Source organism: Thioalkalivibrio sp. ALJ1 (assembly GCF_000745395.1).
Taxonomy (GTDB): domain Bacteria; phylum Pseudomonadota; class Gammaproteobacteria; order Ectothiorhodospirales; family Ectothiorhodospiraceae; genus Thioalkalivibrio.
Genome location: NZ_JQIW01000005.1, coordinates 1 through 15338, shown reverse-complemented (window position 1 = coordinate 15338; position 15338 = coordinate 1). Strand labels below are relative to the sequence as shown.

Below are 15338 nucleotides of genomic sequence, written 5' to 3'. Positions count from 1 at the left end.
CATCGCCGCCGTCAGCGTCGTTTTCCCATGGTCCACATGACCAATCGTTCCCACATTCACATGCGGCTTCTTACGCTCGAACTTTTCCTTGGACACAGCTCAAACCTCTTGCAGTTCTTTCAAATAACGCGAGTTCTGGATCAGGACGCCTTGGCGGCTACCGCTTCGGCGATCTGGGCGGGGGCTTCGGCGTACTTCTCGAACTCCATCGAGTAGGTCGCGCGACCCTGGCTCATCGAACGCAGCTGCGTCGAGTAGCCGAACATTTCGGACAGCGGGACCTCGGCCTTCAGCAGCTTCTGGCCGGCCACGTCTTCCATGCCTTGGACCTGACCGCGCCGGCGATTGAGGTCGCCCATCACGTCGCCCATGTATTCTTCCGGTGTCTCCACCTCAACCTTCATCATCGGCTCAAGCAGGACCGCGCCGGCCTTCAGCGCACCTTCCTTAAAGGCCATGGAACCGGCCACCTTGAACGCCATCTCGTTGGAGTCGACGTCATGGTAGGAGCCATCGAACAGGGTGACCTTGACGTCCTCAACCGGGTATCCGGCGAGCACACCATTGGCCATCTGTTCCTCGATGCCCTTGGAGACCGCCGGGATGTAATCCTTCGGCACCACACCGCCGACGATGGCATTCACGAACTTGAAGCCTTCGCCAGGCTCCAGCGGCTCGATGCGAATCCAGACGTGGCCGTACTGACCGCGCCCGCCGGACTGGCGAACAAACTTGCCTTCCTGCTCGACCGTCTTGCGGATGGTTTCGCGGTAGGCCACCTGCGGCTGACCGACGTTGGCCTCGACCTTGAACTCCCGCTTCATGCGGTCGACCAGCACCTCCAGGTGCAGCTCGCCCATGCCGGAGATGATCGTCTGACCCGACTCTTCATCGGTACGAACACGGAACGATGGGTCCTCCTGCGCCAGTTTGTTCAGAGCGATCCCCATCTTTTCCTGGTCGGTCTTGGTCTTCGGCTCGACCGCGATCGAGATCACCGGCTCGGGGAACTCCATGCGTTCGAGTTCGACCGGGTCGTTCGGGTCACACAGCGTGGTCCCGGTATACAGGTCCTTCAGGCCAACGACCGCACCGATGTCACCCGCGCGCAGCTCCTTGATTTCTTCACGAGAGTTGGAGTGCATCTGCAGGATACGCCCGATGCGCTCGCGCCGATCGTTCTGCGTGTTCAGCACGGAATCGCCAGCCGACAACACGCCCGAGTAGACGCGCACGAAGGTCAGCGAGCCGACATAGGGGTCGGTCATGATCTTGAATGCCAGCGCGGCAAACGGCTCGTCATCCGACGCATGCTTCTGCACCGGCTCTTCGGTACCGGCCTTCACACCCTTGATCGCCTTAACCTCTTCCGGCGACGGCAGGTATTCGACCACGGCATCCAGCATCGCCTGAACACCCTTGTTCTTGAAGGCGGAGCCGCACAGCATCGGCACGATCTCGAGATCAATGGTGCGCTTGCGCAGCGCCGACTTGATCTCTTCCTCGCTAAGGTCGCCCTCATTGAGGTACTTGTCCATCAGCTCTTCGGTCGCCTCGGCAGCGGCCTCGAGCATGTTCTCGCGCCACTTCTCGGCCTCGGCCTTCAGGTCATCCGGGATGTCCTTGTACTCGAAGCTGATCCCAAAGTTGTCTTCGTCCCAGTAGATGGCCTGCATCTTGACCAGGTCGATCACACCCTTGAAGTTATCCTCGGCACCGATCGGCAGCTGGATCGGGACCGGGTTCGCCTGCAGGCGCTCTTTCATCTGCTCATAGACGCGCAGGAAATCGGCGCCGGCACGGTCCATCTTGTTGACGAACGCCAGGCGCGGCACGGCGTACTTGGTCGCCTGACGCCACACCGTCTCGGACTGCGGCTGCACACCACCAACCGCGCAATACACCATGACGGCACCGTCGAGGACACGCATGGAGCGCTCGACCTCGATGGTGAAGTCCACGTGCCCCGGGGTATCGATGATATTCACCCGGTGCTCGTCAAACTGCTTGGCCATACCGGACCAGAAGCTGGTGGTCGCAGCGGAGGTGATGGTGATCCCACGCTCCTGCTCCTGCTCCATCCAGTCCATCACGGCTGCACCGTCATGCACTTCGCCGATCTTGTGCGACAGGCCGGTGTAAAACAGGATGCGCTCGGTCGTCGTCGTCTTGCCGGCGTCGATGTGCGCGCTGATCCCGATGTTCCGGTAGCGCTTAAGTGGTGTCTTGCGTGCCACGGTGAGCCTCTCTAAACAGATTTACCAGCGGAAATGCGCGAACGCCTTGTTCGCTTCCGCCATACGGTGAGTGTCTTCGCGCTTCTTCACGGCGGAACCCTTGCTGTCGGAAGCATCCATCAGCTCGCCGGCCAGCTTCAGCGCCATGGTGCGCTCGCCACGCTTGCGGGCGGCTTCCACAACCCAGCGCATGGCCAGCGCGTCCTGGCGCACGGAACGCACCTCCACCGGAACCTGGTAGGTCGCACCACCGACGCGTCGGGATTTCACCTCAACACGCGGACGAATGTTGTCCAGGGCGCGCTCCAGCGCACCCATCCCGTCGCCCTGCTTGGCCTCGATCTGGTCCAGGGCGCCGTAGACGACCTGTTCCGCGACGGACTTCTTGCCGTCACGCATAACCGTATTGATGAATTTGGCCAGGCGCTCGCTTCCGAACTTGGGGTCGGGAAGGATGTGACGCTTGGGGGCAGCTGCTCTTCTTGACATGTTTCAGTTCCCGGACTGGATCACGGTTAGGATTTGGGACGCTTGGTGCCGTACTTGGACCGGCCCTGGGCACGCTTTTGCACGCCCTGGGTGTCCAGGCTGCCGCGCACCGTGTGGTACCGCACGCCCGGAAGGTCCTTCACACGACCACCACGGATCAGGACCACCGAGTGCTCCTGCAGGTTATGGCCTTCACCGCCGATATAGCTACTGACTTCATAGCCATTGGTCAGCCGCACGCGCGCAACCTTGCGCAGCGCCGAGTTCGGCTTCTTCGGGGTAGTGGTGTAGACACGGGTGCAGACCCCGCGCTTCTGCGGGGAACCCTGCAGCGCCGGCACGTCGCTCTTCTCGACGGGGCGCTTGCGGGGCTTGCGTACCAACTGGTTGATCGTGGCCATGAAACCCTTTCTCCTAGCCTAAAAATAACGACAGGCCGGTGCCGAGACCGGCCTGTCGAGGGAGCGGAATTCTAATCGCCGCCCCCATGAGTGTCAAGGTGGGACGGGTCACTCGGACCCGTCTTCCGTGGTACCCGGGTCGGCAGTGGCCGGTTCGGATTCGGCGGTAACCGCCGGCGCCTCTGCGACCGTCTCGAACTCGGGCATTTCCAACGCGCGCTTGCGGCGGCGTTCCTTGTGATAGGCAAGCCCCGTCCCAGCCGGGATCAGGCGACCGACAATCACGTTTTCCTTCAGGCCGCGCAGGTCATCGCGGGCGCCACGGGTGGACGCCTCGGTCAGTACCCGAGTGGTCTCCTGGAAGGATGCCGCCGAGATAAACGACTCGGTGACCAGCGAGGCCTTGGTGATCCCCAGGAGCACGCGCTCGTAGGTCGCCGGCTGCTGATCGGCACCAATCTGCTCGTTCTCCTCGAGGACGCGAATGCGGTCCACCTGGTCCCCGGCAAGGAACTTGGTATCGCCAGCGTCTACGATGTTCACCTTGCGCATCATCTGGCGGACGATCACCTCGATGTGCTTGTCGTTGATCTTCACGCCCTGCAGGCGGTAGACGTCCTGGATCTCCTGAACCTGGTATTCGGCCAGGGTGGTCACACCCCGCAGCCGCAGGATGTCATGCGGGTCCAGTTCGCCATCGACCACGACTTCGCCACGCTCCACGCGTTCGCCTTCGAACACGTTCACCTTGCGCAGTTTCGGGATCAGCATTTCGACCGGGTCACCCTTGTCCGGGGTGATCACCAGACGCTGCTTGCCCTTGGTCTCCTTGCCGAAGGACACGGTGCCCGAGATCTCAGCCAGCACGGCGGGCTCCTTCGGACGCCGGGCCTCGAACAGGTCGGCCACACGCGGCAGACCACCGGTGATATCACGCGTCTTGGAGGACTCCTGCGGCAAACGGGCGATGACGTCCCCCACTTCGACTCGGGCGTTGTCTTCCAGGTTGAAGATGGCGTTCGCCGGCAGCATGTACTGGGCGGGCATGTCGGTACCCGGGATGTACACCTCGTTGCCGTCATCGTCCAGCAGTTTGACGGTCGGACGCAGGTCCTTGCCCGCGGTCGAGCGGCTCTTCGGATCCAGCACCACGTTCGAGGAGAGGCCGGTAAATTCGTCGGTCTCCTTGGTGACGGTCACGTTCTCGACGAAGTCCTGGAGGCGGATGTTACCCGCCACCTCGGTCACGATCGGATGGGTATGCGGATCCCAGCTCGCGACCTCCTGACCGGACTCGACGGTATCGCCATCGTGGACGGTGATGGTCGCCCCGTAGGGGATCTTGTAGCGCTCGCGCTCGCGGCCCTGATCGTCGATCACGCCCAGCTCCCCGGAACGCGACACCGCGACCAGGTTGCCAGCCTTGTTGGTAACCGTCTTCAGATTGTGCAGGCGTGCGGAACCGGCGCTCTTCACCTGGATCGCACTGACCGTCACGGCACGGCTCGCGGCCCCACCGATGTGGAAGGTACGCATGGTGAGCTGGGTGCCCGGCTCACCGATCGACTGAGCGGCGATCACGCCAACCGCCTCGCCCGCGTTGACCTCGTGGCCACGGGCCAGATCGCGCCCATAGCACTTCGCACAGATGCCCTGACGCGTCTCGCAAGTAATCGCGGAGCGCACCAGCACCTCGTCCACCGAAGCGGCATCGAGCGTATCGACCATCGCCTCGTCGAGCAGGGTGCCCGCCGGGATCAGGGTCTCGTCGGTCCCCGGACGCAATACGTCGACTGCAGTCGTGCGGCCCAGTACGCGATCGCGCAGGGGCTCAACAACGTCGCCGCCCTCGATGATTGGCTTCATCAGCAGACCCTGCTGGGTCCCGCAGTCCGGCTGGGTAACCACAACGTCCTGGGAGACATCGACCAGTCGGCGGGTCAGGTAACCGGAGTTCGCGGTCTTCAACGCGGTGTCGGCGAGACCCTTTCGGGCCCCGTGGGTCGAGATGAAGTACTGCAGGACGTTCAGACCCTCGCGGAAGTTCGCGGTGATCGGCGTCTCGATGATAGAGCCATCCGGCTTGGCCATCAGACCACGCATGCCGGCCAGCTGACGGATCTGCGCGGCAGAACCACGCGCACCGGAATCAGCCATCATGAAGATCGAGTTGAACGAGTTCTGCTCGACCGTCTCGCCATCCTTGTTGGTGACCTGTTCCTTGCCGAGACGCTCCATCATGGCCTTGGCCACCTGGTCATTGCAGTGCGACCAGATATCCACAACCTTGTTGTAGCGCTCGCCCTTGGTGACGAGACCCGAGGCGTACTGATCCTCGATCTCTTTCACCTGGTCCTCGGCACCCTGCAGGATCGGATGCTTCTCGTCCGGAATCACCATATCGTCGGCGCAGAACGACACGCCGGCACGGGTGGAGTAGTAGAAGCCCGCATACATCAACTGGTCCGCGAACACCACGGTGTCCTTCAGGCCCAGGCGGCGGTAGCAGGAGTTGATCAGCCCGGAGATCGCCTTCTTGTTCAGCTCGCGGTCGATCAGCTCGAACGGCAGGCCCTTGGGCATGATGCGCGACAGAATCGCGCGGCCCACCGTGGTCTCGACACGCATCGAGGGAAGCTTCTCGCCCTCCGCCACGTCGGCCATGGTGTCCGGGATGCGCACAGTAATACGGGCATGCAGATCGACCTGCTTGTGCTCGTAGGCGCGGTGGACTTCATCCACGTCGGAGAAAGTCATGCCTTCGCCCTGAGCGTTCACCTTCTCGCGGGAGAGGTAGTACAAGCCCAGCACGATGTCCTGCGACGGCACGATGATCGGCTCGCCGTTCGCCGGGGAGAGCACGTTGTTGGAGGACAGCATCAGGGTGCGTGCCTCCAGCTGGGCCTCCAGCGACAGCGGCACGTGAACGGCCATCTGGTCACCATCGAAGTCGGCGTTGAACGCGGCGCAGACCAGCGGATGCAGCTGGATGGCCTTGCCCTCGATCAGGACCGGCTCGAACGCCTGAATCCCCAGGCGGTGCAGGGTCGGCGCACGGTTCAGCATCACCGGGTGCTCGCGGATGACCTCTTCGAGGATATCCCAGACCTCGGGACCTTCCTTCTCCACCGCCTTCTTGGCGGCCTTGATCGTGGTCGCCAGACCGCGACGCTGCAGCTTGCCGAAGATGAACGGCTTGAACAGCTCCAGCGCCATGCGCTTGGGCAGGCCGCACTGGTGCAGACGCAGGGTTGGGCCGACCACGATCACGGAACGACCGGAGTAGTCCACGCGCTTGCCCAGCAGGTTCTGACGGAAGCGGCCCTGCTTGCCCTTGATCATGTCGGCCAGGGACTTCAGCGGGCGCTTGTTGGTGCCGGTAATCGCACGGCCACGGCGGCCGTTGTCCAGCAGCGCATCCACGGACTCCTGCAGCATGCGCTTCTCGTTGCGCACGATGATGTCTGGGGCATTCAGCTCCAGCAGGCGGCGCAGACGGTTGTTGCGGTTGATTACCCGGCGGTACAGGTCGTTCAGGTCGGAGGTCGCAAAACGACCCCCATCCAACGGCACCAACGGACGCAGGTCCGGCGGCAGCACCGGCAGGACCTTCATGATCATCCACTCCGGCTTGTTGCCGGATTCGAGGAACGACTCGACCAGCTTCAGACGCTTCCCGAAGCGCTTGATCTTGGTCTCGGACCCGGTCTCGGCCAGCTCCTGGCGTAGCTTGGCGGCCTCGGCCTGCAAGTCCATCTCTTTCAGCAGGCTCAGTACCGCCTCCGCACCCATCAGCGCGGTGAAGTCATCGCCATGCTCTTCCATCGCCTCGAGGTATTCCTCGTCGGTCAGGAGTTGGCGCTTCTCCAGCGTGGTGAAGCCCGGATCGGTCACGATGAAGGACTCGAAATAGAGCACCTTCTCGATGTCCTTCAGCGTCATGTCGAGCAGCAGGCCAATACGGGACGGCAGGCTCTTCAGATACCAGATATGGGCGACCGGCGAGGCCAGGTCGATATGCCCCATGCGCTCACGGCGCACCTTGGTCTGGGTGACCTCAACGCCGCACTTCTCGCAGACCACGCCGCGATGCTTAAGGCGCTTGTACTTGCCGCACAGGCACTCATAGTCCTTCACCGGGCCAAAAATCTTCGCGCAGAACAGGCCATCGCGCTCCGGCTTGAAGGTCCGGTAGTTGATGGTCTCCGGCTTCTTTACCTCGCCGAAGGACCACGAGCGGATCTGGTCCGAGGACGCCAGCCCAATACGGATGGCGTCGAACTCTTCGGGCTGCGTCTGCTGCTTGAACAGATTCAGGAGGTCTTTCATTCGCTTGCCTCACAAACTTGGTTTCGAGGGGCGCGTACACCCCGTCGGATCACAATCGGATCGGAGAAGATCAGTCCTGCTCGAGCTCGATATTGATGCCGAGCGCCTTGATCTCCTTCATGAGCACGTTGAACGACTCGGGCACGTTGGCCTCCATATGGTGCTCACCGTCAACGATGTTCTTGTACATCTTGTTACGGCCCTGCACGTCGTCCGCCTTCACCGTCAGCATTTCCTGCAGGGTGTAGGCAGCGCCGTAGGCCTCCAGTGCCCAGACCTCCATTTCGCCGAAGCGCTGACCGCCGAACTGCGCCTTGCCGCCCAGCGGCTGCTGGGTGACCAGCGAGTACGGGCCGGTGGAACGCGCATGCATCTTGTCGTCCACCAGGTGGTTCAGCTTCAGCATGTGCATGTAGCCCACCGTGACCGGACGATCGAAGCCGTCGCCGGTGCGACCGTCGTACAACTGGGCCTGCCCGGTTTCCGGCAGGTCCGCCAGACGCAGCATCTCCTTGATCTCGGCCTCTTCGGCGCCATCGAACACCGGCGTCGCCATGGGCACACCACCACGCAGGTTCTTGCACAGGGCGATGATCTCGGCATCCGACATGGAGTCGAGGTCCACCTTGCGCTCGCGGTGGTTGTAGATCTTGTCGAGGAACTCGCGCAGCTTCGCGATCTCGGCCTGCGCCTCGAGCATGCGGTTGATCTTGTCGCCCAGGCCCTTGGCGGCCCACCCGAGGTGAACCTCCAGCACCTGCCCGACGTTCATGCGCGAGGGCACACCCAACGGGTTCAGCACCACGTCGACCGGTGTCCCGTCCTCGAGGAACGGCATATCCTCTTCCGGCACGATCATCGAGATCACACCCTTGTTCCCGTGGCGGCCCGCCATCTTGTCGCCCGGCTGCAGACGGCGCTTCACGGCCACGTAGACCTTCACCATCTTCTGCACGCCCGGCGGCAGGTCGTCACCCGCGGCCAGCTTGGCCTTCTGGTGCTCGAACTTCTTCTCGAACGCCTCGTGCTGATCCTTGATCTGGCGCCCCAGGTCTTCCAGCTGGCTGTTTACGGCGTCGTCCTTCAGACGCACCTCGAACCACTGGTCGCGCGACAGGCCCTGCAGGTACTTCTTGGCGACCTTGGAACCATCGCCCAGGCCCTCCGGACCACCAGCGGCAGTCTTGTTGACCAGCAGCTTCTCCACACGGGCGTAGATGTCGTCCTCGTAGATGCGCAGCTGATCCTTCAGGTCCTTCTGCACGGCGGCGAGATCGTCGGCCTCGATCGACTTCGCACGGGCGTCCTTCTCCACGCCATCGCGGGTGAAGACACGCACGTCAATCACGGTACCCTCAATGCCGGACGGCACGCGCAAAGACGTATCCTTCACGTCCGAGGCCTTCTCGCCAAAGATCGCCCTCAGGAGCTTCTCTTCCGGGGTCAGCTGGGTCTCGCCCTTGGGCGTGACCTTGCCGACCAGGATGTCGCCCGGATTCACCTCGGCACCGACATAGACTACGCCGGACTCATCCAGCTTGTTCAGCAGCGACTCGGACACGTTCGGGATGTCCGCGGTGATCTCTTCCTGACCCAGCTTGGTGTCGCGGGCGACACAGTTGAGCTCTTCGATATGGATCGTGGTGTAGCGGTCTTCCTGGACCACGCGCTCCGAGATCAGGATCGAGTCCTCGAAGTTGTAGCCATTCCAGGGCATGAACGCGACCATCATGTTCTGGCCCAACGCCAGCTCACCCATATCGGTGGAGGAGCCGTCGGCGATCGCATCGCCACGGGCAATCTCGTCACCCACCGCGACCAGCGGGCGCTGGTTGATGGAGGTGTTCTGGTTGGAACGCGAGTACTTGGTCAGGTTGTAGATGTCGACGCCTGGTTCGCCCGGCACGGTCTCGTCATCGTTCACCCGCACCACGACACGCCCGGCATCCACCGAGTCCACGGTACCGCCGCGCTTGGCGACGATCGCGGAGCCGGAGTCGATGGCCACGGCACGCTCGATACCCGTACCCACCAGCGGCTTGTCGGCCCGCAGGCACGGCACAGCCTGACGCTGCATGTTCGCACCCATCAGGGCGCGGTTGGCGTCATCGTGCTCCAGGAACGGCAGTAGCGCGGCGGCCACCGACACGATCTGCTTCGGCGACACGTCCATGTACTGGATCTTGTCCGGCGTCGAGATCGTGAACTCTTCCTGGTGGCGACAGGAGACGAGGTCGTCACTCAGACGGCCCTCCTCGTCCATCGCCGCGTTCGCCTGGGCGATCACGTACTGGCTTTCCTCGATCGCGGAGAGATACACGATCTCGGCGGTCACCTTGCCGTCCTCGACCTTGCGGTACGGCGTCTCCAGGAAGCCGTAGCGGTTGGTGCGGGCGTACACGGCCAGAGAGTTGATCAGACCGATGTTCGGGCCTTCCGGCGTCTCGATCGGGCACACACGACCATAGTGCGTCGGGTGCACGTCTCGCACTTCGAAACCAGCACGTTCACGGGTCAGACCGCCCGGGCCCAACGCCGAGATACGCCGCTTGTGGGTCACCTCGGACAGCGGGTTGTTCTGGTCCATGAACTGCGACAGCTGGCTGGACCCGAAGAATTCCTTGACCGCAGCGGCCACAGGCTTGGCGTTGATCAGTTCCTGCGGCATCAGACCTTCGCTTTCGGCGACGGTCAGACGTTCTTTCACCGCACGCTCGACCCGCACCAGTCCCAGCCGGAACTGGTTCTCGGCCATCTCGCCCACCGAGCGGATACGGCGGTTACCGAGGTGGTCAATATCATCGGTGCGACCATTGCCGTTCCGCAGGTCGATCAGGACCTTGAGCACCGACAGGATGTCTTCAGGCGACAGGACCCCGGCGCCTTCGTCGGTATCGCGACCCACGCGCCGGTTGAACTTCATGCGGCCAACGGCCGAGAGGTCATAGCGGTCTTCGGAGAAGAACAGGTTGGAGAACAGGTTTTCGGCGGCGTCCTTGGTCGGCGGCTCGCCGGGACGCATCACGCGATAGATCTCGACCTGGGCCTCCAGCTGCGTCTTGGTCGGATCCAGACGCAGCGTGTCCGACATATACGGACCATGGTCGTAGTCGTTGGTATAGATGGTATCGAGGGTCTTCACGCCCTCGGCACGCAGATTGTCCAACAAGTCTTGGGTCAGCGCATCATTGGCATTGGCGATCAGCTCGCCGGTGGACTCGTCCACGATACCCTTTGCCAGGACACGACCCATCAGGTACTCGTCCGGCACCCGCAGGGTATTAATGCCGGCCTTCTCGATTTCACGGATGTGGCGCGGCGTAATCCGGCGACCGGATTCAACGATCACCTTGTCGCCATCCATGATGTCGACCACGGCCGTTTCCCCACGCATACGCTCGGGGATCAGATCCAGTTGACCGCCGTCTTCATCGAGGGTCAGCTGGTTGAACTCAAAGAAGGTGGACAGGATCTCTTCGGTATCCATGCCCAGCGCGCGCAATAGGATCGAAGCCGGCAGCTTGCGGCGACGGTCGATGCGCACATATACCCCGTCCTTGGCGTCGAACTCGAAGTCGAGCCAGGAACCGCGGTACGGAATAATTCGGGCGTTGTACAGCAGCTTTTGCGCACTGCCCTGCGTCTTACCCTTGTCGCTGTCGAAGAACACACCCGGAGAGCGGTGCAACTGTGACACGATCACGCGTTCGGTGCCATTGATGACGAAGGTGCCATTCTCGGTCATCAGCGGCATTTCGCCCATGTAGACCTCTTGCTCCTTCACCTCTTTGACCACGGTGGAGCCCGCCGGGGCCTCCTTGTCGTGGATCACCAGGCGCAGCAGTACCCGCAGCGGGGCCGCGTAGGTCACGCCGCGGATCTGGCATTCCTTCACGTCGAACATCGGCTCGCCCAAGCGGTAGCTCACGTACTCGAGCTGGACATGACCGGAATAGCTGACGATTGGGAATACCGACTGAAACGCCGCATGCAGGCCCAGGGGGTCACGCCCGTCGGGCGCCTTGTCCGCCTGCAGGAAATCCCGATAGGACGTCAACTGGGTTTCGAGCAGGTACGGGACGTCCAGAATCTGGGGACGCTTCCCGAAGTCCTTGCGGATACGTTTCTTTTCGGTATAACTGAGGGCCATGGCTTACCTCGGAGGCTAGCTAAACAACGCGCGACAAAACCCGCGCCACCACGGGCTGAGGCTGACGACCGTACGGCCGCCAGCCTCAGAGCTTCGTGATGTACACGAAAACAACAGGCGCAAGCGCCTTCTTACTTCAGTTCGACGGTGGCGCCCGCGCCTTCCAGCTCCGCCTTCATCTTCTCGGCCTCATCCTTCGGAGCGCCTTCCTTCACGGTCGCCGGCACGCCTTCGACCATTTCCTTGGCTTCCTTCAGACCCAGACCGGTCAGGCCACGAACGACCTTGATGACGCCGACCTTGTTTTCACCAAAGCTGGACATCACAACATCGAACTCGTCCTTGGCTTCAGCGGCGGCGGCATCACCACCACCGGCGGCAGCCGGAGCGGCCGCGACAGCGGCAGCGGCGGACACGCCGAACTTCTCTTCCATCTCGCTGATGAGGTCCACAATTTCCAGGACCGTCATGTTGCCGATGGCTTCCAGGATATCTTCTTTCGAAACGGCCATTTTTCTACTCTCCTAACGGGGAACACCCGTAATTCATTCAGTACTTGCTCAGAAACGGCTTAATGGGATTCAGGCTGCCTGTTTCTGGTCACGGATTGCTGCAACGGTACGCACCAGCTTGCCGGGGACCTCGTTCACCGTACGGGCGAACTTGTCGAGCGGCGCCTTCATGGTGGCGAGAAGCGTAGCGAGCGCTTCATCGCGGGTCGGCAGGCTCGCGAGGCGATCGAGATCGTTCGCCCCCATGAGCTGCCCACCAAAGGACACCAGCCGGACCTTCAGCTGTTCGTTTTCCTTGGCGAAGTTCTTCACCAGGCGCGCGGCCGAACCAGGTTCTTCCTGGCTAAAGGCAAGAATCAGAGGGCCTTGCAGCTCAGGCTGCATGCACTCGAAATCCGTGCCGTCGATCGCTCGCTTGGCAAGGTTGTTCTTCACCACCCGCAGATAGACCCCGGAACTGCGGGCCTGCCGACGCAGGTCGGTCATCTGCGCGACCGAGAGACCCCGGTACTCCGCGGCGACCGCGGAATGCGCCGAGGCAGCAACCGTAGCCAGCTCCGAGACAATCGCCTTCTTGTCGTCGAGATTCAAAGCCACGTTGACTCTCCTCTAGTAAGACCACCCGAAGGTGATCGTGAAACCGGGCGAACCCGGTACTCGGTGCTCCCGTCGCAGGTACTTCCTGAATCGGGTGACACCATCTGCGCAGGCTGGGGTATTAAGCCGGGTCCCAGGACCCGGCGCCTGCGGTCTTGGATGGCGTGCCGCTTGCGCGACAGCCGACCAAAAACCAAATGTTGTTGCTCAGAGCTCCAGCGACCCCTGATCGACCCTGACGCCCGGGCCCATCGTCGTGGAGACCGTGACACCCTTGACGTACTGACCCTTGGAGGTCGCCGGCTTCATCTTCATCAGATCTGCCAGCAGGGCGTTCAGGTTGTCGGTAAGCGCACTGGACTCGAAATCCGCCGCGCCAATCGTGCAATGCACAATCCCGCCCTTGTCCGTGCGGTAGCGCACCTGGCCGCCCTTGGCATTGGTCACAGCCGTGGCAACGTCCGGGGTCACGGTGCCGACCTTTGGGTTCGGCATCAGGCCGCGCGGGCCGAGGATCTGGCCGAGCTGACCCACCACACGCATCGCATCCGGAGAGGCAATAACGACGTCGAAGTCCATCTGGCCGGCCTTCACCTGTTCCGCAAGGTCATCCATGCCGACCACATCGGCACCAGCTTCCTTGGCGGCATCGGCATTGGCGCCCTGTGTGAACACGGCCACGCGCACGCTCTTGCCATTGCCGTGCGGCAAGACGGTAGAACCGCGGACGACCTGATCGGATTTCCGCGGGTCCACGCCGAGATTCACGGCGACGTCCACGGATTCACGGAATTTCGCCTTGGGCAGATCACGCAGGAGATCGAAGGCATCGGACACGGGGTACAGACGGCCCGACTCGACCTTCTCGCGGATGGCCTTCGTTCGCTTGGTCAGTTTCGCCATCTCAGAGACCCTCCACTTCAAGGCCCATACTGCGGGCACTACCGGCAATGGTCCGGACCGCGGCGTCCAGGTCGGCCGCAGTCAGATCCGGCTCCTTGGTCTTCGCGATCTCTTCCAGCTGCGCGCGCGTCACGGTGCCGACCTTGTTGGTATTCGGCTGACCGGAGCCCGACTGGATACCCGCCGCCTTCTTCAGCAGGATTGCTGCCGGCGGCGTCTTGGTAATAAAGGTGAAGCTGCGATCGGAGTACACGGTGATGACCACCGGCACCGGCAGGCCGGGCTCCATTTCCTGGGTCTGCGCGTTGAACGCCTTGCAGAACTCCATGATGTTCACGCCACGCTGGCCCAGTGCAGGGCCGACGGGCGGGCTCGGGTTGGCCTTGCCGGCCGGAACCTGAAGCTTGATATACGCTTCGATCTTCTTTGCCATGAGTACTCCCTCGGGTGCGAACGCCTTTCGGCTCCCCGATCAGCAGGTAACAGCGCTTGCGCGCCTTTAAGTTTTCTCGACTTGGTGGAACTCGAGTTCCACAGGCGTCGAACGCCCGAAAATCTGGACCGCCACCAGCAGGCGGCTCTTGTCGTAGTTCACTTCCTCGACCACGCCATTGAAGTCATTGAACGGCCCATCGATCACGCGGACCATCTCGCCCACTTCGAACAGGACCTTCGGCCGCGGCTTCTCGGCACCTTCCTGCATGCGCTGCAGGATGGCATCGGCCTCCTTGTCACTGATCGGCGCCGGGCGGTCGGCTGTTCCACCGATGAAGCCGAGCACGCGCGGTACGGCCTTGACCAGATGCCAGGCCTCGTCGTTCAAGTCCATCTGCACCAGCACATAGCCGGGGAAGAACTTACGCTCACTCTTGCGCTTCTGGCCGTCCTTCATTTCGACGACCTCCTCGGTCGGAACGAGGATCTCGCCAAAATGATCCTGCATCCCAAAGCGCTCGACCCGCTCCTCAAGGGAACGCTTCACTTGCGCCTCGAAACCGGAGAATGCCTGTACGACGTACCAGCGTAGTGCCATGGAGAGAATCCTGATGCTTATCCGATGAACCGACTAATACCCCAGCCCAGGAACATATCCAGGAGCCAGAGGAAGATCCCCACCAGGATCACGACGGCAATGACGATCAGCGTGGTCTGAGTCGTCTCTACGCGGGTGGGCCACACCATCTTGCGCACCTCGGTGCGCGCGTTGCCCATAAAGCCGGCAAGCTGGCTTCCCTTGGCGGTGGTCATGCCAATCGCCAAGGCCACACCCACGACAGCGAGCAGCCCGAGGACACGAATCAGAGTGGATTCGTCCTGGAACCAATAGAAGCCCATGACACCGGCAATTAGCAGCGCCACGGCTACCGCGAGCTTGATCGTGTCAAGCACGCCGGTCTGTTCCGATTGTTCACTCATGAATACGTATCACCCGGTGCTGCCGCCATCCGGAAGATGGCAGGCCAGGAGGGACTCGAACCCCCAACCTGCGGTTTTGGAGACCGCTGCTCTGCCAATTGAGCTACTGGCCTAAAAATCGAATTGACAAGAAACAAACGCGAGAGACGACGCACCCGGCGCCGCCTCTCGCGGTCGATCTGTCAACTTGTCTACTCTATCACTCGATGATCTTGGAGACGACGCCGGCGCCGACGGTGCGGCCGCCTTCGCGGATCGCAAAGCGCAGACCGTCTTCCATCGCGATCGGGTTGATCAGGGACAC

At 62.1% G+C, this 15338-nt stretch carries 12 protein-coding genes, 1 tRNA gene and 1 pseudogene; all 14 read right to left on the bottom strand.

What is annotated here, in order from left to right:
* Positions 1 to 96, bottom strand: a 96-nt coding sequence (locus F462_RS13105; RefSeq protein WP_018137563.1) for a GTP-binding protein, incomplete at its 3' end; no start/stop codon positions are given.
* Between the two features lie 44 nt (positions 97 to 140).
* Positions 141 to 2237: an elongation factor G gene (fusA, locus tag F462_RS02370; protein ID WP_018139895.1), complete on the bottom strand. Its 2097-nt coding sequence runs from the start codon at positions 2235 to 2237 to the stop codon at positions 141 to 143.
* Positions 2238 to 2258: 21 nt separating this feature from the next.
* Positions 2259 to 2726 carry a 30S ribosomal protein S7 gene (rpsG, locus tag F462_RS02365; RefSeq protein ID WP_017940460.1) on the bottom strand — a complete coding sequence of 156 codons (468 nt, stop codon included), beginning with the start codon at positions 2724 to 2726 and terminating at the stop codon, positions 2259 to 2261.
* Between the two features lie 26 nt (positions 2727 to 2752).
* A complete protein-coding gene (rpsL, locus tag F462_RS02360; protein WP_018139896.1) occupies positions 2753 to 3127 on the bottom strand; it encodes a 30S ribosomal protein S12 in 375 nt (124 codons plus the stop codon).
* 108 nt (positions 3128 to 3235) lie between these two features.
* Positions 3236 to 7456, bottom strand: a complete 4221-nt coding sequence (gene rpoC, locus F462_RS02355) for a DNA-directed RNA polymerase subunit beta' (protein ID WP_018139897.1) — start codon at positions 7454 to 7456, stop codon at positions 3236 to 3238.
* A 70-nt stretch (positions 7457 to 7526) separates the two neighbouring features.
* Positions 7527 to 11606 carry a DNA-directed RNA polymerase subunit beta gene (gene rpoB, locus F462_RS02350; RefSeq protein WP_038051318.1) on the bottom strand — a complete coding sequence of 1360 codons (4080 nt, stop codon included), beginning with the start codon at positions 11604 to 11606 and terminating at the stop codon, positions 7527 to 7529.
* Positions 11607 to 11737: 131 nt separating this feature from the next.
* On the bottom strand, positions 11738 to 12118 hold the full coding sequence (rplL, locus tag F462_RS02345) for a 50S ribosomal protein L7/L12 (protein ID WP_018139899.1): 381 nt from the start codon (positions 12116 to 12118) through the stop codon (positions 11738 to 11740).
* A gap of 69 nt (positions 12119 to 12187) precedes the next feature.
* The gene (rplJ, locus tag F462_RS02340; protein WP_026181400.1) at positions 12188 to 12709 is read right to left on the bottom strand and encodes a 50S ribosomal protein L10; all 522 of its coding nucleotides are present in this window, start codon (positions 12707 to 12709) and stop codon (positions 12188 to 12190) included.
* 213 nt (positions 12710 to 12922) lie between these two features.
* Complete coding sequence (gene rplA, locus F462_RS02335) at positions 12923 to 13618, bottom strand: 50S ribosomal protein L1 (RefSeq protein ID WP_038051316.1); 696 nt, start codon at positions 13616 to 13618, stop codon at positions 12923 to 12925.
* 1 nt (position 13619) lies between these two features.
* Positions 13620 to 14051 carry a 50S ribosomal protein L11 gene (gene rplK / locus F462_RS02330; protein ID WP_018139902.1) on the bottom strand — a complete coding sequence of 144 codons (432 nt, stop codon included), beginning with the start codon at positions 14049 to 14051 and terminating at the stop codon, positions 13620 to 13622.
* A 66-nt stretch (positions 14052 to 14117) separates the two neighbouring features.
* A complete protein-coding gene (nusG, locus tag F462_RS02325; protein WP_018139903.1) occupies positions 14118 to 14651 on the bottom strand; it encodes a transcription termination/antitermination protein NusG in 534 nt (177 codons plus the stop codon).
* Between the two features lie 17 nt (positions 14652 to 14668).
* Positions 14669 to 15034 carry a preprotein translocase subunit SecE gene (gene secE / locus F462_RS02320; protein ID WP_018139904.1) on the bottom strand — a complete coding sequence of 122 codons (366 nt, stop codon included), beginning with the start codon at positions 15032 to 15034 and terminating at the stop codon, positions 14669 to 14671.
* Positions 15035 to 15071: 37 nt separating this feature from the next.
* Positions 15072 to 15147 (bottom strand) — tRNA-Trp (locus F462_RS02315).
* A gap of 86 nt (positions 15148 to 15233) precedes the next feature.
* Positions 15234 to 15338 (bottom strand): annotated as a pseudogene (locus F462_RS13100) (elongation factor Tu); the annotation flags it as partial.